Source organism: Duganella phyllosphaerae (assembly GCF_001758785.1).
In the GTDB taxonomy this organism is placed as follows: Bacteria; Pseudomonadota; Gammaproteobacteria; order Burkholderiales; family Burkholderiaceae_D; genus Rugamonas; species Rugamonas phyllosphaerae.
The window spans coordinates 18,426-38,086 of sequence record NZ_LROM01000097.1 but is presented as its reverse complement, the minus strand read 5'-3'; the positions used below and the strand labels follow the sequence as shown (position 1 = coordinate 38,086).

At 61.6% G+C, this 19,661-nt stretch carries 19 protein-coding genes; 17 read left to right on the top strand and 2 right to left on the bottom strand.

From position 1 onward, the window contains the following. Nucleotides 1-68 precede the first annotated feature (68 nt). The 17 genes from ubiE to DUPY_RS17730 all read left to right on the top strand — a co-directional run bounded on the left by ubiE (nucleotide 69) and on the right by DUPY_RS17730 (nucleotide 17,951). Complete coding sequence (ubiE, locus tag DUPY_RS17810) at nucleotides 69-803, top strand: bifunctional demethylmenaquinone methyltransferase/2-methoxy-6-polyprenyl-1,4-benzoquinol methylase UbiE (protein WP_070249732.1); 735 nt, start codon at nucleotides 69-71, stop codon at nucleotides 801-803. Nucleotides 804-936: 133 nt separating this feature from the next. Further along, nucleotides 937-1,950 carry a Tim44 domain-containing protein gene (locus tag DUPY_RS17805; protein ID WP_070249731.1) on the top strand — a complete coding sequence of 338 codons (1,014 nt, stop codon included), beginning with the start codon at nucleotides 937-939 and terminating at the stop codon, nucleotides 1,948-1,950. An 87-nt stretch (nucleotides 1,951-2,037) separates the two neighbouring features. Beyond that, nucleotides 2,038-2,649 (top strand): ubiquinone biosynthesis accessory factor UbiJ, encoded by a 612-nt coding sequence (locus DUPY_RS17800; protein WP_070249730.1) that lies wholly within the window; start codon nucleotides 2,038-2,040, stop codon nucleotides 2,647-2,649. After that, on the top strand, nucleotides 2,646-4,220 hold the full coding sequence (gene ubiB / locus DUPY_RS17795; RefSeq protein ID WP_070249729.1) for a ubiquinone biosynthesis regulatory protein kinase UbiB: 1,575 nt from the start codon (nucleotides 2,646-2,648) through the stop codon (nucleotides 4,218-4,220). The genes DUPY_RS17800 and ubiB overlap by 4 nt, the downstream gene beginning before the upstream one ends. 14 nt (nucleotides 4,221-4,234) lie before the next feature. Next, nucleotides 4,235-4,834: a methyltransferase domain-containing protein gene (locus tag DUPY_RS17790; RefSeq protein ID WP_070249728.1), complete on the top strand. Its 600-nt coding sequence runs from the start codon at nucleotides 4,235-4,237 to the stop codon at nucleotides 4,832-4,834. A 91-nt stretch (nucleotides 4,835-4,925) separates the two neighbouring features. After that, nucleotides 4,926-5,240: an FmdB family zinc ribbon protein gene (locus DUPY_RS17785; protein WP_070249727.1), complete on the top strand. Its 315-nt coding sequence runs from the start codon at nucleotides 4,926-4,928 to the stop codon at nucleotides 5,238-5,240. Between the two features lie 20 nt (nucleotides 5,241-5,260). Further along, nucleotides 5,261-5,908, top strand: a complete 648-nt coding sequence (locus DUPY_RS17780; RefSeq protein WP_070249726.1) for a DUF502 domain-containing protein — start codon at nucleotides 5,261-5,263, stop codon at nucleotides 5,906-5,908. Between the two features lie 33 nt (nucleotides 5,909-5,941). Continuing rightward, entirely contained in the window at nucleotides 5,942-7,741 is a 1,800-nt protein-coding gene (gene aspS / locus DUPY_RS17775) for an aspartate--tRNA ligase (RefSeq protein ID WP_208600065.1), read from the top strand. 86 nt (nucleotides 7,742-7,827) lie between these two features. Then, nucleotides 7,828-8,280, top strand: coding sequence for a dihydroneopterin triphosphate diphosphatase (gene nudB, locus DUPY_RS17770; RefSeq protein ID WP_070249724.1), 453 nt, complete (start codon nucleotides 7,828-7,830; stop codon nucleotides 8,278-8,280). Nucleotides 8,281-8,353: 73 nt separating this feature from the next. Beyond that, a complete protein-coding gene (locus tag DUPY_RS17765) occupies nucleotides 8,354-9,169 on the top strand; it encodes an endonuclease/exonuclease/phosphatase family protein (RefSeq protein ID WP_070249723.1) in 816 nt (271 codons plus the stop codon). A 20-nt stretch (nucleotides 9,170-9,189) separates the two neighbouring features. Continuing rightward, nucleotides 9,190-10,356 carry a cardiolipin synthase ClsB gene (gene clsB, locus DUPY_RS17760; RefSeq protein ID WP_070249722.1) on the top strand — a complete coding sequence of 389 codons (1,167 nt, stop codon included), beginning with the start codon at nucleotides 9,190-9,192 and terminating at the stop codon, nucleotides 10,354-10,356. After that, complete coding sequence (locus tag DUPY_RS17755) at nucleotides 10,353-10,724, top strand: RNA-binding S4 domain-containing protein (RefSeq protein WP_070249721.1); 372 nt, start codon at nucleotides 10,353-10,355, stop codon at nucleotides 10,722-10,724. The genes clsB and DUPY_RS17755 overlap by 4 nt, the downstream gene beginning before the upstream one ends. A 225-nt stretch (nucleotides 10,725-10,949) precedes the next feature. Continuing rightward, on the top strand, nucleotides 10,950-11,549 hold the full coding sequence (locus tag DUPY_RS17750; RefSeq protein ID WP_070249720.1) for a TetR/AcrR family transcriptional regulator: 600 nt from the start codon (nucleotides 10,950-10,952) through the stop codon (nucleotides 11,547-11,549). A gap of 71 nt (nucleotides 11,550-11,620) precedes the next feature. Further along, complete coding sequence (locus DUPY_RS17745) at nucleotides 11,621-13,411, top strand: acyl-CoA dehydrogenase C-terminal domain-containing protein (protein WP_070249719.1); 1,791 nt, start codon at nucleotides 11,621-11,623, stop codon at nucleotides 13,409-13,411. 18 nt (nucleotides 13,412-13,429) lie between these two features. Next, on the top strand, nucleotides 13,430-15,829 hold the full coding sequence (locus DUPY_RS17740; protein WP_070249718.1) for a 3-hydroxyacyl-CoA dehydrogenase/enoyl-CoA hydratase family protein: 2,400 nt from the start codon (nucleotides 13,430-13,432) through the stop codon (nucleotides 15,827-15,829). A 15-nt stretch (nucleotides 15,830-15,844) separates the two neighbouring features. Beyond that, nucleotides 15,845-17,041 carry an acetyl-CoA C-acyltransferase gene (locus DUPY_RS17735; RefSeq protein WP_070249717.1) on the top strand — a complete coding sequence of 399 codons (1,197 nt, stop codon included), beginning with the start codon at nucleotides 15,845-15,847 and terminating at the stop codon, nucleotides 17,039-17,041. Between the two features lie 136 nt (nucleotides 17,042-17,177). Next, on the top strand, nucleotides 17,178-17,951 hold the full coding sequence (locus DUPY_RS17730) for an enoyl-CoA hydratase (protein WP_070249716.1): 774 nt from the start codon (nucleotides 17,178-17,180) through the stop codon (nucleotides 17,949-17,951). 62 nt (nucleotides 17,952-18,013) lie between these two features. On the opposite strand, the gene DUPY_RS17725 is transcribed toward DUPY_RS17730, so the two are convergent. Together DUPY_RS17725 and DUPY_RS17720 are read right to left on the bottom strand one after the other, a co-directional pair. Next, complete coding sequence (locus DUPY_RS17725; RefSeq protein WP_070249715.1) at nucleotides 18,014-19,354, bottom strand: type II toxin-antitoxin system HipA family toxin; 1,341 nt, start codon at nucleotides 19,352-19,354, stop codon at nucleotides 18,014-18,016. Between the two features lie 3 nt (nucleotides 19,355-19,357). Then, nucleotides 19,358-19,624: a helix-turn-helix domain-containing protein gene (locus tag DUPY_RS17720; RefSeq protein ID WP_070249714.1), complete on the bottom strand. Its 267-nt coding sequence runs from the start codon at nucleotides 19,622-19,624 to the stop codon at nucleotides 19,358-19,360. Between the last annotated feature and the right edge of the window lie 37 nt (nucleotides 19,625-19,661).

Here is a 19,661-nt window from a genome sequence, read left to right as displayed (position 1 = left end):
CACGTTTCCCCTGCGCTCACAAGTTTCCCTACCTTGTATAATGCAGCCAAACTAACAGGCCTGCCACCATGACCAATACCACTCATTTCGGTTACAAAACCGTCGCGGAAGACGACAAAGTCCGCGAAGTCGCCAAGGTTTTCCATTCTGTCGCCGCCAAGTACGACATCATGAACGACGTCATGTCCGGTGGCCTGCACCGCATCTGGAAAATTTTCACCATCGCCAACGCCGGCGTGCGTCCGGGCTTCAAGTGCCTCGACATCGCCGGTGGCACGGGCGACCTGGCCAAGGCGTTTGCCAAGCAGGCCGGCCCGACTGGCGAAGTCTGGCTCACCGACATCAACGAATCGATGTTGCGCGTGGGGCGCGATCGCCTCTTGAATCGCGGCCTGATGACACCCACCTTGCTGTGCGATGCCGAGAAGCTGCCGTTCCCCGACAATTATTTCGACCGCGTGAGCGTGGCCTTCGGCCTGCGCAACATGACCCACAAGGACCAGGCCCTGGCGGAAATGCGCCGCGTGCTCAAGCCGGGCGGCAAGTTGCTGGTGCTGGAGTTCTCGAAAGTGATCGAGCCGCTGCAAAAGCCGTACGATCTGTATTCGTTCAAGGTGCTGCCGTGGATGGGCCAGAAGATCGCTGGCGATGCCGAAAGCTATCGCTACCTGGCCGAATCGATCCGCATGCATCCCGACCAGGAAACGCTGAAAACCATGATGGAGACGGCCGGACTGGAAAGCGTCAAGTATTACAACCTGACGGCAGGTGTGGCGGCATTGCACACCGGCATTAAGCTGTAACTAAGCCTGTCCGGCCCCATTGCGGGTAAGCTGACGGCTCGAAGGACACCGGACCGGCCGCATTCCAATCGACTGCGTACAACAACAGGCTCCGGGTCCCCGCAACGAGCAATGACTTTGTAGGGTAGAGACCATGACTGTTAAAAAATTCCTGATGACCGCTGTGCTGGCTGTCTCCGTCTTCTCGATGGTGTCCGAAGCCATCGCCCGTCCTGCCGGCGGTGGCCGTTCGATTGGCCGCCAGTCGCAAAACGTCCAGCGCATGCCGCCGGCCGCCGCGCCGCAGCAGGCTCCGCAAGGCGCGCAGCGCCAGGCGCCTGCCGCCACGCCCAACGCGGCCACGCCGCCAAAACCGGCCAGCCCCTGGAAAGGTATCCTGGGCGGCGCCTTGCTGGGCCTGGGCCTGGGCGCACTGTTCTCGCACCTTGGTTTGAGCGGTGCGTTGGGTAGCGCCATCGGCACCATCCTGATGCTGGCGCTGCTGGCTGGCGCGGTATTCTTCATCGTGCGCATGATCCGCCGTAAATCGCAGCCGCAACCGGCGCCTGCGGCCTTTGGCGGCAACGGCGGCTTCGGTGGCAATGGTGGCAATGGTGGCAACAATAGCTACAACGACAACGTCAAGCCGTTCACGCCAGCCCAGCAGCCTGCGCAATTCAATACCGGCAATAGCAACAACACCAACAACGCCACGCCGGAAATCGGTTCGGGTCTGCAGTCCGGCCAGAACTACCAGTACCAGCCGGCTGCCGTGCCTGCCCATCAAAAATGGGGCGTGCCGGCCGACTTCGACGAAGCGTCGTTCCTGCGTGTGGCAAAAGGCAACTTCATTCGCCTGCAGGCCGCGTGGGACAAGGGTGATACCGCCGATATTCGCGAATTCACCACCCCGGAAGTGTTTGCCGAGATGAGCTTGCAGCTGTCCGAGCGCACCCAGGCCGACTACACCGAAGTGGTCAGCATCGATGCCGAACTGCTGGGCATCGAAACCACTGCCACAGATTACCTGGCCAGCGTGCGCTTCACGGGCATGGTCAAACCGGCCCGCGATGCACTGGCCGAGCCACTGAACGAAGTGTGGAACCTGAGCAAACCAGTGTCCGGTTCGGCCGGTTGGCTGCTGGCTGGCATTCAACAGCTAGCCTGACAGTGGTTTTTCCCACGAAATGGTAAGATCGAAACCGCCCGCTCATGGGCGGTTTTGTTTTGTGGCCCTGTTTTGATAGCGTACCGAATGACGATCCCCAATCCCAGTGTTCTTTCCGCCGCCGCGCCTGCCAGCGCCGTGATCAATCACCTGCTGGCGCAAGAGCCGTGGGCGCGCCGCGAATTGCAGCGCCATGCCGGCAAGGTGGCTGCCATCGACGCCGGCGTGGCAAGCCTGCGCCTGCGCGTGACCGTCGACGGCCTGCTCGAAGCGGCCCCGGCCGAAGCAGTGGCCAGCGTCACCATCCGCGTCAAACCCACCGACTTGCCGCTGATCGTGCAGGACCGCGAGCGGGCATTTTCCTACGTGCGCATCGAGGGCGATGCCGAGTTCGCCAATGCTTTGTCGAGCCTGAGCCAGTCGCTGCGCTGGGAGGCCGAGGTGGACCTGGAGAAGGTGGTGGGGCCTCTGGCGGCCAACCGCATGGTGTCGGGCGCGCGCGCTGCGCTCGGTGCAGTCAAGGCCGGCCACCAGAAAATCGCTGAAAACGTCGCCGAGTACCTGCTCGACGAAAAACAACTGCTGGTGCGTCCGCACGCGGTGGAAGAATTATCGGCCGACGTGACGCGCCTGCGCGACGACGTCGAGCGCGCTGCCAAGCGCCTGGCCAAACTGGAACAGAAACTGGGAATCCAATGATTTTGAAATTACTCCGCTTCATGAAGATCATTCGGGTGGCGATCAAGTACGGCCTCGACGAAATAGCGATTTCCGGCTTCAAGGTGCCGCGCACGGCGCGCTTCATCGACACCGTGATTTTCTGGCGCGACCTGTCGTCCCCGCGCGGCGTGCGCCTGCGCCTGGCGCTGGAAGACCTGGGGCCGATCTTTATCAAGTTCGGCCAGGTGCTCTCCACCCGCAGCGACCTGATTCCCCCCGATATCGCGGTGGAACTGGCGCGCTTGCAGGACCGGGTGCCGCCGTTCGACTCCGACATCGCCATTGCGCAAATCCACAAGTCGCTCGGCGCCCACCCGGACCAGCTGTTCGCCTCGTTCGAGCGTACGCCGGTGGCCTCGGCCTCGATCGCCCAGGTGCACTTTGCCACGCTCAAGGACGGCAAGCAGGTGGCCGTCAAAGTGCTGCGTCCGGGCATGAAGAAAACCATCGACGAGGACGTGGCGCTGATGCAGATTGCCGCCGACCTGGCCAGCCGCCTGTGGGCCGACAGCAAGCGCCTCAAACCCAAGGAGGTGGTGGCCGAGTTCGACAAGTACCTGCATGACGAGCTGGACCTGATGCGCGAGGCCGCCAACGCCAGCCAGCTGCGCCGCAACTTTGCCGATTCCAATTTGCTGCTGGTGCCGGAAATGCACTGGGACTATTGCTCGAGCAACGTGATCGTGATGGAGCGCATGCACGGCATCCCGGTCTCGCAGATCGACCGCCTGGCAGCGGCCGGCGTGGACCTGAAAAAACTGTCGAGCGACGGCGTGGAGATTTTCTTCACCCAGGTCTTTCGCGACGGCTTTTTCCATGCCGATATGCACCCCGGTAACATCCTGGTCTCGATCGAGCCAGAAACCTTCGGCCGCTATATCGCGCTCGACTTCGGCATCGTCGGCACGCTGACCGACTACGACAAGGACTACCTGTCGCAAAACTTCCTGGCCTTCTTCCGCCGCGACTACAAGCGCGTGGCCGAAGCCCATATCGAATCGGGCTGGGCGCCGAAAGAAACCCGCGTTGACGAGCTCGAATCAGCCGTGCGCGCCTGCTGCGAGCCGATTTTTGATCGGCCGTTGAAAGATATCTCGTTCGGCCAGATCCTGCTGCGCCTGTTCCAGACCTCGCGCCGCTTCAACGTCGAAGTGCAGCCGCAACTGGTGCTGCTGCAAAAGACGCTGCTCAATATCGAAGGCCTGGGCCGCCAGCTCGACCCCGACCTCGACCTGTGGAAAACCGCCAAGCCGTACCTGGAAAACTGGATGGCCGAGCAGGTGGGCTGGCAAGGCCTGTACCAGAAGCTCAAGGCCGAGGCGCCGCGTTACGCCCAGATCTTCCCGCAATTGCCGCGTTTGCTGCACCGGGCGCTGGAGCAGCAGGGTGAGCGTCCCAACGACAACACCGAGTTGCTCAAGGTCCTGATTCACGAACAGCAAAAAACCAATCGCTTCCTGAGCGGGGCGACCTGGACCATCACCCTGGTGGTGCTGGCGCTGGTGTCCTACGAGTTCTGGCCGCATCTGACCCACCTGCTGCCGCGTTAAGGGTCCGAAATAAGATGGCCGACTTCGCCCAGCGCGATCCGCTGTTGCCGGCATTCTGGGACGAGCGCTTCGCGCGCCGTTTTACGCCGTGGGACCGGGGCGCCGCACCGCAGGCGCTGCGCGAGTTTGTAACCGCCCACGCGCCCATGTCCACCCTGATCCCGGGCTGCGGCGCCGCCCGCGAACTGGTGCTGCTGCGCGAAGCGTGCTGGAACGCCACCGCCATCGACTTCTCGCCGGCTGCCGTGGCGACCGCCAGGCAGCTGGCCGGGCCGCACGCGCAGCACGTAGTGGAAGCCGATTTTTTCGCCTGGCAGCCGGCGCAACCGCTGCAACTGGTGTACGAGCAGGCGTTCCTGTGCGCCATGCCGCCGGCCATGTGGCCACGGGTGGCCGCGCGCTGGGCAGAACTGTTGCCGCCTGGCGCGCTGCTGGCCGGCTATTTCTTTTTCGACGATGGCGTGAAGGGGCCGCCATTCGGCATCGCCCGCAGCGCGCTGGACGCGCTGTTGCAGGCCGATTTTGTCTGCGAAGCGGACAACGCCGTCAGCGATTCGATCGCGGTCTTTGAAGGCAAGGAACGCTGGATGGTCTGGCGCCGGCGCCAGCACTAAGGGCCATCCGGTGCTTGGCCATAGGAAACAGGCTTGGGGCGCCCAAAAGGCTTTATAATTCAGGGTTTTGATGATTTTTGCGGAGTAATAGATGCCGATCTACGCTTACCGCTGCGAGGCATGTGGTTTTGCCAAGGATGTCTTGCAGAAGATTTCCGACCCGCAGCTGACTGTCTGCCCAGAATGTGGCAAGGACTCGTTCAAGAAACAACTGACCGCCGCCGGCTTCCAGCTGAAGGGCTCGGGCTGGTATGTCACCGATTTCCGCGGCGGCACCCCGCCGGCCACCGGCGTGTCGAGCCCGTCGGGTGCGATCGCTTCGTCGGCCCCGGCCAAGTCGGAGGCGCCTGCTGCTACTGCTGCGGCTCCGGCCGCGGCACCGTCCAGCACCACCAAGGGAGATTGATCCCATGACCAGGGCAATCGATGCGTAAATACTTCATTACCGGCCTGCTGATCCTGGTGCCGCTGGCGATTACCGCCTGGGTGCTGAACCTGGTAATCAGCACCATGGACCAGTCGCTGCTGTTCGTGCCCGAGCGCTGGCAGCCGCGCACGCTGTTCGGGTTTAATATCCCGGGCCTGGGCACCTTGCTCACCGTGGTGATCATCTTCCTGACCGGCCTGCTGACCAACAACCTGGTCGGCAACTACGTGTTGCGCGTGTGGGAAAAGCTGCTCAAGCGTATCCCGCTGGTGAACTCGCTGTATTCGAGCGTCAAGCAGGTGTCCGACACCTTGCTGTCCTCGTCCGGCAACGCGTTCCGCAAGGCGGTGATGATTCCATATCCGCACCAGAATTCGTACACCATCGCTTTTCTTACCGGCACCCCCGGCGGCGACGTGAAAAATCACCTGGTGGGCGACTACGTGAGCGTGTACGTGCCCACCACGCCCAACCCGACGTCGGGATTTTTCCTGATGATGGCGCGCAAGGACGTGGTCGAGCTCGACATGACCGTCGATGCCGCCCTGAAATACATCGTCTCGATGGGTGTGGTGGCGCCGGAAGATGTTTCGCCAACCATCGCCTTGCCGGACAGCGTCACCAAACAATCCGAACTCTCTGCGTAATTTAACCTGAACCGAGAAATAATCATGTCCTCAATGCGTACTCACTACTGCGGCCTCACCACTGAAGCGCTGCTTGGCCAAACCGTCAGCCTGTGCGGCTGGGTACACCGTCGCCGCGACCACGGCGGCGTGATCTTCATCGACCTGCGCGACCGCGAAGGCCTGGTGCAGATCGTCTGCAATCCCGAGCAAGCCGAAGTGTTCAAGGCCGCCGAAGCCGTACGTAACGAGTTCTGCCTGCGCGTGACCGGCGTGGTCAAGGACCGCCTGGCCGGCACCGTCAACAACAACCTGAAATCGGGCAAGATCGAAGTGGTTTGCTCGCAGCTGGAAGTGCTGAACCCGTCCGTGGCCGTGCCGTTCCAGCTCGACGACGACAACCTGTCGGAAACCACCCGCCTGACCCACCGCGTGCTGGACCTGCGTCGTCCGCAAATGCAGAACAACCTGCGCCTGCGCTACAAGGTGACGATGGAAGTGCGTAAATACCTGGACGACCTGGGCTTCATCGACATCGAAACCCCGATGCTGACCAAGTCCACCCCGGAAGGCGCGCGCGACTACCTGGTGCCATCGCGCGTGAACGCCGGCAGTTTCTTCGCGCTGCCGCAGTCGCCGCAGCTGTTCAAGCAGCTGCTGATGGTCGCCAACTTCGACCGTTACTACCAGATCACCAAGTGCTTCCGCGACGAAGACCTGCGCGCCGACCGCCAGCCGGAATTCACCCAGATCGACTGCGAAACCTCGTTCCTGACCGAACAGGAGATCCGCGACCTGTTCGAAAACATGATCCGCATCGTGTTCAAGAACACCATGGACGTCGATCTGCCTAACCCGTTCCCGGTGATGGACTTCTCCGAAGCGATGGGCAAATACGGTTCGGACAAGCCGGACATGCGCGTCAAGCTCGAGTTCACCGAACTGACCGACGTGGTCAAGAACGTCGAATTCAAGATCTTCAACAGCGCCGCCAACCTGCCGAACGGCCGCGTGGTCGGCATGCGCGTACCGAAAGGTGGCGCGATGCCACGTTCGGAAATCGACGCGTACACCCAGTTCGTCGCGATTTATGGCGCGCGTGGCCTGGCGTACATCAAGGTCAACGAGAAGGCCAAGGGCCGTGACGGCCTGCAGTCGCCGATCGTCAAGAGCATCGACGACGAAACCCTGGCCAAGATCCTGGAACTGACGGGCGCGCAAGACGGCGACCTGATCTTCTTCGGCGCCGACAAGGCCAAGGTCGTCAACGACGCCATCGGCGCGCTGCGCGTGAAAATCGGCCACTCGGAATTCGGCAAGAACGCCGGCCTGTTCGACGACGTCTGGTCGCCGCTGTGGGTGATCGACTTCCCGATGTTCGAATACGACGAAGAATCGGACCGCTGGACCGCCACCCACCACCCGTTCACCGCGCCAAAAGACGGCCACGAAGACTGGCTCGAAACCAACCCGGGCGCCTGTATCGCCAAGGCCTACGACATGGTGCTGAACGGCTGGGAACTGGGCGGCGGTTCGATCCGTATCCACCGCGAGGAAGTGCAGTCGAAAGTATTCCGCGCCCTGAAGATCGATGCCGATGAAGCCCGCCTGAAGTTCGGCTTCCTGCTCGACGCGCTGCAATACGGCGCGCCGCCGCACGGTGGCCTGGCCTTCGGCCTGGACCGCATCGTCACCCTGATGACCAAGTCCGATTCGATCCGCGACGTGATCGCCTTCCCGAAAACCCAGCGCGCCCAGGATCTGCTGACCCAGGCGCCGTCGGAAGTCGACGAGAAGCAACTGAAGGAACTGCACATCCGCCTGCGTGCGGCTGAGCCCAAGGTGGTGAGCTGAATAGATGGCTAGCTGATTTCAGTTAGCGATCTGGCATAATGAAAAGGCGCCCGGGATACCGAGGCGCCTTTTCTTTTGCCCTGAACATGAAGCCATACAAGATCCCCGAATCCGTACTGGTCGTGATCCACACCGCCGACCTGCAAGTGCTGCTCATCGAACGCGCCGACCGTCCCGGTTTCTGGCAATCGGTCACCGGCTCGATCGACACGCTCGGCGAGCCGTTCATCGATGCCGCCAGGCGTGAACTGTTCGAGGAAACCGGCATCGTCGCCGACGGCGAACGCATCGTGCTGCGCGACTGGCAGCTGTCGAACATCTACACCATCTATCCCGAATGGCGCCACCGCTACGCGCCCGGCGTAGTCGAAAATACCGAACACCTCTTTAGCGTGGAAGTCCCGCGCGACACGCCCATCATGCTGTCGCCTCGCGAGCACATCAACCACGCCTGGCTGCCGCACCTGGAGGCGGCTGACAAGTGTTTTTCGTCGTCGAATGCGGAGGCGATCCTGCTGCTGCCTCGGCAGATAGGGTAGGGCTGAGCTGGCAAAAATTCCTATGTGCGGCGGCGAACGTACAGGTGCGCGGACTCAGGGTTACAATGTTTCCATGAAAATCCGTGTTGCCACATATAACATCCATAAAGGGGTGTCCTCGATCCGGGCCGAGCCGCGTGTTTTGGCGCTAAAGCAGGCTATCGGCATGTTTGATGCGGATGTGGTTTTTCTGCAGGAAGTCCAGGGCAAGCATGATTTAAAAGCTGCCAAATATGGCGCCGAACACCTGGGTACCAAGCACTGGCCCGCTGCGTCGCAGCACGAGTATTTTGCCGGCGAATCGCGCCACCTGCACGCCGCCTACGGCATGAACGCGGTGTACGACCACGGCCACCACGGCAATGCGCTGCTCAGTGCCTTCCCGATCGCCAATATGGCCAATCACGATGTTTCCGACCACGCGTACGAGCAGCGCGGCATCCTGCATTGCGTGCTCAATACGCCGCACGGCCTGGTCCACTGCTACGTGGTGCACCTGGGCCTGTTCGAAGCAGGGCGCCGGCGCCAGACCCAGGCCCTGATTTCCGCAGTACGCGCCTCGGCGCCCGATGGCGAACCGGTGATCATCGCCGGCGACTTCAATGACTGGCGTAATACCCTGTCTGCCGAGTTGCGCAATTGCCTGGGCGTGGTGGAAGCGTTCGATCAGCTGGGCAGCAAGTCTGCGCTGAGCGACATCATGCGCACCCTGCGCCGCAAGGCGTCGGTCAATCCGGCTCGCACCTTCCCGTCGGCGCTGCCGTTTTTCCGTTTGGATCGGATTTACGTGCGCGGCTTCAAGGTCGATACGGCCGAGGTCTTGCACGGGCCGCTGTGGGCCAAGCTGTCGGATCACGCGCCGATTGTCGCGTCGCTGTCACTTGGGTAGCACGCTGCTAGAATGGCGCCATGGGCCTCTCTGTCAACTTCCTCGCCGATAACGAAGTCAAGCTCCTGCACACCGGCACGGACTATTTTCCCGCGCTGATTGCAGCGATCGACAACGCCCGCGTCGAAGTCTATTTCGAAACCTATATCTTCGCCCCCGACGAAACCGGCCAGCGCGTGCTGGCGGCCTTGATCGCGGCGGCCCAGCGCGGCATCCACGTGCGCATGATCACCGACTGGTGGGGCACCGGCCGGCGCCAGGTCAACAGCATGCACGAGCAGCTGGTCGCTGGTGGCGTCGAGCACCGCGTGTTCAATCCGTGGTTCAAGCGCGGCGTGACGCGCACCCACCGCAAGATCTGCGTGGTGGACCGCGAGATCGCCTTGGTGGGCGGCATCAACATCAACGACGACATGTTTTGTGATTACAACCATGCGATTCCACTCGAGTTTCCGCGCTGGGATTTTGCGGTGCAGGTGCGTGGGCCGCTGGTGGCGTCGGTGCAAAAAGAGCAGGAAGCCCAGTGGCGCCGGTTGGGCAAGATGACCCTGATCAAGCGCATCAATCTCTATCGCGACATGCGCAAGGTGAACCAGGCGGCCGCCAAGAACATGGTGCAGGCCGGCTTCGTGGTGCGCGACAACCTGCGCAACCGCAGCACCATCCAGCGCGCGTACTTGCAGGCGCTGGGCCGTGCGCGCAAAAGCGTGCTGCTGGCCAATCCGTATTTTGCGCCGGGTCGCAAGTTCCGCCACGCGCTGGCCAACGCTGCCGAGCGCGGCGTCGATGTCACGCTGTTGATCGGCGTGGGCGAAATCTGGCTGCAGGATGCCGTGGCCCATTCGTTCTATCCGAAGCTGCTGGCCGCCGGCGTCAAGATCGTGGAATACCGCAAGACGCAGCTGCACGCCAAGGTGGCGGTGATCGACGACGACTGGGCTACCGTGGGGTCGAGCAATGTCGATGGCCTGTCGCTGTTTTTGAACCAGGAAGCGAACGTGGTAATCAAGGACGCCGCCTTTGCGCAAAGCCTGCGTGAACATATCGAGGCCGCTGTCGCCGATGGCGTGCCGATTCATTATGCCGACTTCGAGCACGTCGGCCGTTTTCGCCGCATCGGTTACGAGATCGCGTTCGTGTTCTACCGGACCGTGATGCGCCTGTTCTCGGTAGGAAAATATGCATGAGTGACACTGTACGACTTGACAAGTGGCTGTGGGCCGCGCGCTTCTTCAAAACCCGTACCCTGGCTACCGACGCCATCGACAGCGGTAAAGTCAAAGTCAACGGCGACAAGGTCAAGCCGGCACGCAACGTGCACATCGGCGACCAGCTCGACATCGACAACGGCTCGGACCGCTGGGAAGTCGATGTGATGAATTTGTCCGACGTGCGCGCTGCCGCGCCGATCGCGCGCAACCTGTACGAAGAAACCGACGCCAGCGTGCAACGACGGGCACTGGTGGCGGAAAACCGCCGCCTGTTCCGCGAGCCGACCGCCGACTTCAAGGGCCGCCCGACCAAGCGCGACCGCCGCCAGATGGGCAAACTCTGAGCATTCCCTCCTGAGCCAGCGTCCGCTGGCTTCTTTGCGCCATGCTGCGCCGCAGCAATAGAACCTCGACTCTAAACGTAGCGTTTGACTTTTGTCACGCGCTGGATAATAGTACGAGCGTTCGCAATTCTTTTCACACGGAGTAAATTTAAGTGGCGCAGAATACTTTGCTCCACGCACGAATTCACTTTGGGATCCTTTCTTATTAATACCTCAACTAAATTTATGCGCAAGGGCGAACTGACACGGGCGGCGATACTCGACGTGGCGCTGGACCTGGCCAGCCGGGACGGCCTCGAAGGCCTGACCATCGGCCTGCTCGCTGACAAGATGAACATGAGCAAGTCCGGCGTGTTCGCGCATTTCGGCTCGCGTGAAGATTTGCAGTTGGAAGTACTGAAGCTGTATCACCACCGTTTTGAGCAGGAAGTGTTTTTCCCCAGCGTGAAGGAACCACGCGGCATCGCACGCTTGCGTGCCATGTACGCGCGCTGGGTCAAGCGCGTGAGCGTGGAAGTGGCCTCGGGCTGTATCTATATCAGCGGTGCGGTCGAGTACGACGACCGCCCGGGTCCGATCCGCGAAGAGTTGATGGCCATGGTCGGCGCCTGGCAGGCCGCGCTGCTGCGCTGCGTGCAGCAATGCATCGAAGTCGGCGACTTGAAAGCCGGCAGCGATGCCCAGCAGATGGTCTACGAGATGTACGGCCTGATCCTGGCGCTGCACCACGATGCGCGCTTCCTGCGCATTCCCGGCAGCCTGGAGCGGGCCGGTACCGGCTTTGAACGGTTGATCGTGTCGTACCAGAATGAGCAAGAAGATTAGCAAAGCAGTTCGCAACATACATAGCGCAAGCCACCATTTTTGCAGTCAATAAAAGTCATCAGGAGAAAACCATGGGTCAATACGTCGCGCCAATCCGGGATATGCAATTCGTGCTGCACGAACTGCTCAACGTGCAGGAAGAACTGAAAGCGCTGCCGGACTACGCCGAAATCGATGCCGACATCATCAACCAGGTACTGGAAGAGGGCGGCAAGTTCACGTCGGAAGTGCTGTTCCCGCTGAACCATTCGGGCGACCGCGAAGGCTGCAAGCTCGACGTGGCGACCAACTCCGTGACCACGCCTAAAGGTTTCAAGGAAGCCTACAAGCAGTACGTCGAAGGCGGCTGGGCGGCGCTGGCGTGCGATCCGGAATACGGCGGCCAGGGTTTGCCGGTGCTGCTGAACAATTCGTTCTACGAAATGCTGAACTCGGCCAACCAGGCCTGGACCATGTACCCGGGCCTGTCGCACGGCGCTTACGAGTGCCTGAAGGAACACGGCACCGACGAACAGAAATCGACCTATCTGCCGAAGCTGGTATCGGGTGAATGGACCGGCACCATGTGCCTGACCGAACCGCACTGCGGCACCGACCTGGGCATGCTGCGCTCGAAAGCGCTGCCACAGGAAGACGGCTCGTGGCTGATCACCGGCAACAAGATCTTCATCTCGGCCGGCGAACACGACATGGCTGAAAACATTGTGCACCTGGTGCTGGCCCGCGTGCCGGACGCTCCGGAAGGCTCGAAAGGCATTTCGCTGTTCCTGGTACCGAAGTTCCTGCCCAATGCAGACGGCACCGTCGGCGCGCGCAACCCGATCACCTGCGGCGCCATCGAAGAAAAAATGGGCATCCACGGCAACTCCACCTGCCAGATGAACCTGGACGGCGCAAAAGGCTGGATCATCGGCCAGCCGAACAAGGGCCTGAACGCCATGTTCGTGTTCATGAACGCGGCCCGCCTGGGCGTGGGCATGCAGTCGCTGGGCCTGACCGAAGTGGCGTATCAAAACGCCCTGGTCTACGCCAAGGACCGCATCCAGATGCGTTCGCTGTCGGGCGTGAAAGCACCGGACAAGCCAGCCGATCCGATCATCGTGCACCCTGACGTGCGCCGCATGCTGCTCACCGCCAAGGCATACGCCGAAGGTGGCCGCGCGTTCACGTCGTACGTGGCGCTGCAGATCGACCGCGAACTGCACCACCCGGACGCCGACGTGCGCAAGGAAGCTGCCGACGAAGTCGCGCTGCTGACCCCGATCGTCAAGGCCTTCATTACCGATAACGGCTGGATCGCCACCTCGGAAGCGATGCAGGTGTTCGGCGGCCACGGCTACATCGCCGAATGGGGTATGGAGCAGTACGTGCGCGACGCCCGCATCAACATGATCTATGAAGGCACCAACACCATCCAGTCGCTGGACCTGCTGGGCCGCAAGATTCTGGGCGACAACGGCGCCAAGCTGCGCAAGTTCGGCGAGAAGATCAAGAACTTCGTCGAAGAAAACGGCACCGACGAAGCGATGAGCGAATTCATTACCCCGCTGGGCGACCTCGGCGACAAGGTCACCAAGCTGACCATGGAAATCGGCATGAAAGCCTTCCAGAACCCGGACGAAGTCGGTGCTGCCTGCGTACCGTACCTGCGCGTGGTCGGTCACCTGGTGTACAGTTACCTGTTCGCGCAAATGGCCAAGATCGCACTGGCCAAGGAAGACAGCGGCGACAACTTCTACAAGGCAAAACTGGCCACGACGCGCTTCTACTTCGCCCGTCTGCAGCCAGAGACCGCCACCCTGATCCGCCAGGCTCGCTCGGGTTCCGCCAACCTGATGGCTCTCGACGCCGACCTGTTCTAAGAGACTAGAGGATAAGACATGACCAATTTCATCGTTAAAAAAGTAGCCGTGCTGGGCGCCGGCGTGATGGGCGCGCAAATCGCCGCCCACTGCGTCAACGCCAAAGTGCCTGTCGTGCTGTTCGACCTGCCGGCCAAGGAAGGCCCGAAAAACGGCATCGTCCTCAAGGCCATCGAAGGCCTGAAGAAACTGTCGCCGGCACCCTTGGGCAACAAGGACCACGCCGCGCTGATCGAAGTGGCCAACTACGAAGACGACCTGGCCAAGCTGGAAGAGTGCGACCTGATCATCGAAGCAATCGCCGAGCGCATGGACTGGAAGCACGACCTGTACAAGAAGGTCGCGCCGCACATCGGCGCCAACGCCATCTTTGCCTCGAACACCTCGGGCCTGTCGATCACCACGCTGTCCGAAGGTTTCGACGCCGACCTGAAATCGCGCTACTGCGGCGTGCACTTCTTCAATCCGCCGCGCTATATGCACCTGGTCGAGATCATTCCGACCGAGTCCACCCGCCCTGAAATCGCTGACCAGCTCGAAGGTTTCCTGACCACCACCCTGGGCAAGGGCGTGGTTCGCGCCAAGGACACGCCGAACTTCATCGCCAACCGCGTGGGCGTGTTCGGCATCCTGGCCATCGTCCACGAAGCCGAGAAATTCGGTTTGTCGGTGGACGTGGTCGATGACCTGACCGGCGCCAAGCTCGGCCGCGCCAAGTCGGGCACGTTCCGTACCGCCGACGTCGTGGGCCTCGACACCATGGGCCACGTGATCAAGACCATGCAGGACAACCTGCCGAACGATCCGTTCGCATCCGTGTACAAAACCCCGGAAGTGCTGGCCAAGCTGGTGGAAAAGGGCGCCCTGGGCCAGAAGTCCGGCGCCGGTTTCTACAAAAAAGTCGGCAAGGACATCCTGCGCCTGGATTTTGCCACCGGTGAATACGTGCCCGGCGGCGGCAAGGCTGCCGACATCATCGGCCGCATTCTGAAGGAAAAAGATCCGGTCAAGAAAATGAAAGCGCTGCGCGAATCGACCAATCCACAGGGCCAGTTCCTGTGGGCGATCTTCCGCGACGCCTTCCACTACATCGCCGTGCACCTCGACACCGTGGCCGACAACGCCCGCGACATCGACTTCGCCATGCGCTGGGGCTTCGGCTGGACCGTCGGTCCGTTCGAAACCTGGCAGGCTTCGGGCTGGTCGCAAGTGGCGCAGTGGGTCAAGGAAGACATCGACGCCGGCCAGGCTTTGAGCACCGCACCGCTGCCGGCCTGGGTATTCGAAGGCCCGGTCGCCGACAAGGGCGGCGTGCACACGCCTGAAGGTTCGTGGTCGGCTGCATCGCAATCGTTCGTGCCACGCTCCAACCTGGCGGTGTACGAGCGCCAGGCGTTCCGTGCGCCAGTCGTTGGCGCTGGCGCCATCGACGGCCGCACGGCCGGCACCACGTTCCACGAGGACGACTCGGTGCGCATCTGGCACATGGACGACGAAGTGCTGGTCATTTCGCTCAAGACCAAGATGCACGTGATCAGCCCGGACGTGATCACCGGCTTTAACAAGGCACTGGCTGAAGCGGAGAAAAACTTCAAGGGCCTGGTGATCTGGAATGCGGACGCAGCCGAAGGCGGCGCCTTCTCGGCCGGCGCCGACCTGCAATCGGCTCTGCCTGCGTTCATGCAGGGCGGCGCCAAGGCGGTCGATCCGATCATCAAGGACCTGCAGGACGCGTTCATGTCGCTCAAGTACGCCAACGTGCCGGTGGTTGCTGCGGTCGCTGGCCTGGCGCTGGGCGGCGGTTGCGAACTGGTGTTGCACGCATCGAAGCGCGTGGCCTCGATCGAGTCGTACATCGGCCTGGTGGAAGTGGGCGTGGGCCTGATTCCTGCCGGCGGCGGCCTGAAGGAAGCGGCATCGCGCGCTTACAAAGAAGCCAAGGGCAACGACATCCTGCAATTCCTGAAAACCGGTTTCACCAATGCGGCGACTGCCAACGTGTCGAAGTCGGCACTGGAAGCGCAGGCCATGGGTTACCTGAAGGAAGACGACGTGATCGTGTTCAACGCCTACGAGCTGCTGCACGTGGCCAAGGTAGAAGCGCGCGCCATGTTCGACAAGGGCTACCGTCCACCGGTGAAGGCGCCGATCCAGGTCACCGGCCGCTACGGCTGGGCCACTATCAAGGCGCAGCTGGTCAATATGCGCGACGGCGGCTTCATTTCGGCGCACGACTTCAAGCTGGGCGACATGATCGCCGAGATCGTCTCTGGCGGCGACATCGACCAGGGTTCGTTCGTCAGCGAGCAGTGGATTTTGGATCGCGAACGCAAGGCCTTCCTCGAGCTGTTGAATCATCCAAAGACGCAAGAACGGATCATGGGCATGCTGCAGACCGGCAAGCCGGTACGCAACTAATCTAGGAAGAACATAATGACCAAACAACTTCAAGACGCATACATCGTCTCTGCCACCCGCACCCCGATCGGCAAGGCGCCGCGCGGCATGTTCAACAAAACCCGCCCGGACGACCTGCTGGTGCGCGTGATTCAGTCGGCGCTGGCGCAAGCGCCGGGCCTCGATCCGGCCCTGATCACCGACGCCATCATCGGTTGCTCGTTCCCGGAAGCCGAGCAGGGCTTCAACATCGCCCGCCAGGCCGTGCTGCTGGCCGGCCTGCCGAAAACCGTCGGCGGCGTCACCATCAACCGTTACTGCGCCTCGGGCATTACCGCCCTGGCCATGGCAGCCGACCGCATCCGCGTCGGTGAAGCGGACGCCATGATTGCCGGCGGCGTGGAATCGATGTCGATGGTACCGATGATGGGCAACAAGCCATCGATGAACATGAATATGTTCTCGGACGAAAACGTGGGCATGGCCTACGGCATGGGCCTGACCGCTGAAAAAGTGGCGACCCAGTGGAAAGTCTCGCGTGAAGCGCAGGACGCGTTCGCCGTGGAATCTCACCGCCGGGCTATTGCTGCCCAGCAGGCCGGTTTCTTCAAGGACGAAACCACGCCGGTCGAAATCATCACCCGCACGCCTAACCTGGCCACCGGCGAAATCGACATCAAGACCCGCACCGTCGATACTGACGAAGGCGCGCGCGCCGATTCCACCGTGGAGTCGCTGGCCAAGCTGAAACCGGTGTTTGCCGCCAAGGGTTCGGTTACCGCCGCCAACAGCTCGCAGATGTCCGACGGCGCCGGCGCGCTGCTGGTCGTGTCCGAGCGTTTCCTGCGCGAACACAACCTGACCCCGCTGGCGAAATTCTCGTCGTTCGCGGTCAAGGGCGTGCCGCCGGAAATCATGGGCATCGGTCCGAAGTTCGCGATTCCCGACGCCTGCAAGGCAGCCGGCATCACCCAGGACCAGCTGGACTGGATCGAGCTGAACGAAGCGTTTGCAGCGCAAGCACTGGCCGTGATCGGCGACCTGGGCCTGGATCCGGCCAAGGTCAACCCGATGGGCGGCGCGATTGCCCTCGGTCACCCGCTGGGCGCCACCGGCGCCATCCGCGCGGCTACCGTGGTGCACGCACTGCGCCGTAACAACCTGAAGTACGGCATGGTCACGATGTGCGTGGGCGCCGGCATGGGCGCGGCAGGTATCATCGAACGCGTGTAACCCCACTTCGCTGTTAGCGATACGCACCCCAACCACTAGGGGTCGGACCCTGTATAGGGTCCGACCCCGGTGGGGGCTGCGGGTTTATTAGAGGGCGCTGTGCCAAACACAGCGCCCTCATCACATGGAGACAAAGATGGACATACTGAGCACCAAGCAAGACGGCATCCTGACCCTGGAATTCAACCGCCCCGAGCGCAAGAACGCGATCACCGCCGCTATGTACCAGGCCATGGCCGACGCCATCATCGACGCCGAAGCCGACGTAGCGGTGCGCGCGATCCTGATCACCGGCAAGCCCGAAATCTTCACGGCCGGCAACGACCTCGAAGACTTCATGAAAAACGCGCCCACCAGCGGCGACCTGGAAGACCGCGCGGTCTATAAATTCATGCTGGCGCTGTCCGGCGCGACCAAGCCGGTGGTCGCTGCCGTTTCGGGCGCTGCCGTGGGCATCGGCACCACGCTGCTGATGCACTGCGACCTGGTGTACGCGGCCGACAACGCCAGGTTTTCGATGCCGTTCGCGCAACTGGGCCTGTGCCCGGAATTCGGCTCGAGCCTTTTGTTCACGCAAATTGCCGGCTACCCGCGCGCGGCCGAAAAGCTGATGCTGGGCGAAGCGTTCCTGGCTGCCGAGGCGCTGGAAATGGGACTGGTGTCGAAAGTGGTGCCAGCCGACGAACTGCTGGCCTTTGCCCAGGGCCAGGCCGCCAAGCTGGTGGCCCTGCCAGCGAGCTCGATCCGCACCACCAAGCAGTTGATGAAAGCCAGCCGCAACAACGCGATTGCCGACACCATTGCGGCCGAGAACAAGCATTTCGGCGCGATGCTGTTGTCACCGGAAGCGCGCGAGGCGTTTACGGCATTCTTCGAGAAGCGCAAGCCGGACTTTACCAAGTTTGCTTGAGCATTGCGCGGTGGTTAGCCTCGTCGTTTAGTGAGGAGGGTGCTGTTCGCCACTGCTCCAGGTCATCTTGCCAGTTTATTTGCCGCGTCCTGCAACCCCGCCAGAATTGTTTCGGCCACCAGGTCGGGGAAGTCATTCGGCAGCTGTGCGCGCACGGCCTTGATTACGGCCGTGGTGCGCTCGACCAGGTCATCGAGCACTGCCGCAACTGGCCGGCCGTCTGGCGTGACAATGCCGTAACGTTCACCGACGGCGATCCAATGTCGACGCAAGATGTCGCGCATCTTGTAGTGAGTGTTTGCAGAGCGCACCGCCATCGCCATCTTGGCCATGAAGGGAGACACCTGGTGTGATCCGGTGCCGAGCACCGGATACGCCGACAGCACGTCATGCAGCGGCGTCATCGCGAAAGTACTCTTTGCTCTCAGGAAAATACTGAAGTTCTTCGCATGACCGTCTGTAGCGCAGAGCATCCAGAATACGACCTGCGACTGGAAAAAAACCAGGCGGTCCGCAGTCCGATTGGAGGAGCCTTGCAGAAGTTTCATGATGTCTTCGACTCCGGGGCCGCCATGGCTCTCATATTTCAGCCCCGACGGGGTGCCCGTGGCCTGGCACATGTCTTCCTGCGGCAACCTCCGCAGATGGTCGGCTGATTCTCCCCACCACCGGCAGTCGAACCGCTCAACTGCCAGAGCCTTCGTCTCCTCGAAACGCACCGGCGTACACTTGGCCACCGGCAGCCCGTAAGCGTCGAGTATCAAAGAACACAGCCATTCGTTCTCCACCGAGGAGCTCATGTCGGCGCGCATAGCGCCGACCAGGCCGAGGGGCAGCTTCAAGATATGGGAAGTAGGCGTCGAGCCTAACGGTCTCTGCCATTTGCCCTGGTAAAAAAGCAGCGCCGTTTTTTCCTGTGCACCGGCGATGGAAATGCGGAACGCATCGTTGTCATCATCGCTCGCGCCCAGTACATTTTGCGGTGTGACGGTCGCCTGCAGAATACGTGCGACCTCACCTTCATCCAGCGCGGTGGCCTGTAGCGGGCCCGGACCGGCGGGTACTATCCCGGCCGGCATGCGCTGTAATGCGCCGACGCAGTCACGGCCAATCTCGGCGAGCAGGTCGAAGGCGCCGGTCGATGCGGTGTGGTATCGGCGCGCCACCCGCTCACGAATCTCTTTGCTGTCTGGCAGCAGATTTTCGAACCAGGCCTCTACGGCTGGTCCGGAATAAGGCCGGTTTCCCGGCCTGAATGGCAGAGATCGGGAGAGCGGCCGGCCAGCGTGGTGCTGGACCCATTCATCTGCGTACTGCAAGGTTTCGCCATGTGACGTCCACGTGCCTAAGAAGAACCCGTTCATCCACAGGCCAAGTGACTGCGAGTGAGATTTGCGGCCCATTGGTCACCAGGGCAGAGTGTTGCTGCCGGCGTCAGAAGGCGCAGCATTCCCGGGGCGCCTGAGCACCAACTCCACGCCCAGCACACTCAACAGGGCTAGTACACGCTCGGCACTGGCGCTGCTGGCGTTCAGTTCCAGATAAGACAGTTTCTGTTGTGTCAGTCCCATGCGGGAAGCGACCTCGGTTTGCGACAAGCCCGATTCCTTGCGAAATGCCTGTAGCACGCCAGGCAATTGGTCGGCAGTGCGAATAGGAAATTCTGTACTCATACTTATATTCCTTGGTAATCTCAATTTACCAAAATAT

Coding starts and splice junctions, on each gene's coding strand:
- DUPY_RS17755 (WP_070249721.1), top strand. CDS start 10,353: ATGAGTGACACTGTACGACTTGACAAGTGGCTGTGGGCCGCGCGCTTC.
- aspS (WP_208600065.1), top strand. CDS start 5,942: ATGCGTACTCACTACTGCGGCCTCACCACTGAAGCGCTGCTTGGCCAA.
- DUPY_RS17720 (WP_070249714.1), bottom strand. CDS start 19,624: ATGAGTACAGAATTTCCTATTCGCACTGCCGACCAATTGCCTGGCGTG.
- DUPY_RS17750 (WP_070249720.1), top strand. CDS start 10,950: ATGCGCAAGGGCGAACTGACACGGGCGGCGATACTCGACGTGGCGCTG.
- nudB (WP_070249724.1), top strand. CDS start 7,828: ATGAAGCCATACAAGATCCCCGAATCCGTACTGGTCGTGATCCACACC.
- ubiB (WP_070249729.1), top strand. CDS start 2,646: ATGATTTTGAAATTACTCCGCTTCATGAAGATCATTCGGGTGGCGATC.
- ubiE (WP_070249732.1), top strand. CDS start 69: ATGACCAATACCACTCATTTCGGTTACAAAACCGTCGCGGAAGACGAC.
- DUPY_RS17785 (WP_070249727.1), top strand. CDS start 4,926: ATGCCGATCTACGCTTACCGCTGCGAGGCATGTGGTTTTGCCAAGGAT.
- DUPY_RS17725 (WP_070249715.1), bottom strand. CDS start 19,354: ATGGGCCGCAAATCTCACTCGCAGTCACTTGGCCTGTGGATGAACGGG.
- DUPY_RS17780 (WP_070249726.1), top strand. CDS start 5,261: ATGCGTAAATACTTCATTACCGGCCTGCTGATCCTGGTGCCGCTGGCG.
- DUPY_RS17765 (WP_070249723.1), top strand. CDS start 8,354: ATGAAAATCCGTGTTGCCACATATAACATCCATAAAGGGGTGTCCTCG.
- DUPY_RS17730 (WP_070249716.1), top strand. CDS start 17,178: ATGGACATACTGAGCACCAAGCAAGACGGCATCCTGACCCTGGAATTC.
- DUPY_RS17740 (WP_070249718.1), top strand. CDS start 13,430: ATGACCAATTTCATCGTTAAAAAAGTAGCCGTGCTGGGCGCCGGCGTG.
- clsB (WP_070249722.1), top strand. CDS start 9,190: ATGGGCCTCTCTGTCAACTTCCTCGCCGATAACGAAGTCAAGCTCCTG.
- DUPY_RS17735 (WP_070249717.1), top strand. CDS start 15,845: ATGACCAAACAACTTCAAGACGCATACATCGTCTCTGCCACCCGCACC.
- DUPY_RS17800 (WP_070249730.1), top strand. CDS start 2,038: ATGACGATCCCCAATCCCAGTGTTCTTTCCGCCGCCGCGCCTGCCAGC.
- DUPY_RS17790 (WP_070249728.1), top strand. CDS start 4,235: ATGGCCGACTTCGCCCAGCGCGATCCGCTGTTGCCGGCATTCTGGGAC.
- DUPY_RS17745 (WP_070249719.1), top strand. CDS start 11,621: ATGGGTCAATACGTCGCGCCAATCCGGGATATGCAATTCGTGCTGCAC.
- DUPY_RS17805 (WP_070249731.1), top strand. CDS start 937: ATGACTGTTAAAAAATTCCTGATGACCGCTGTGCTGGCTGTCTCCGTC.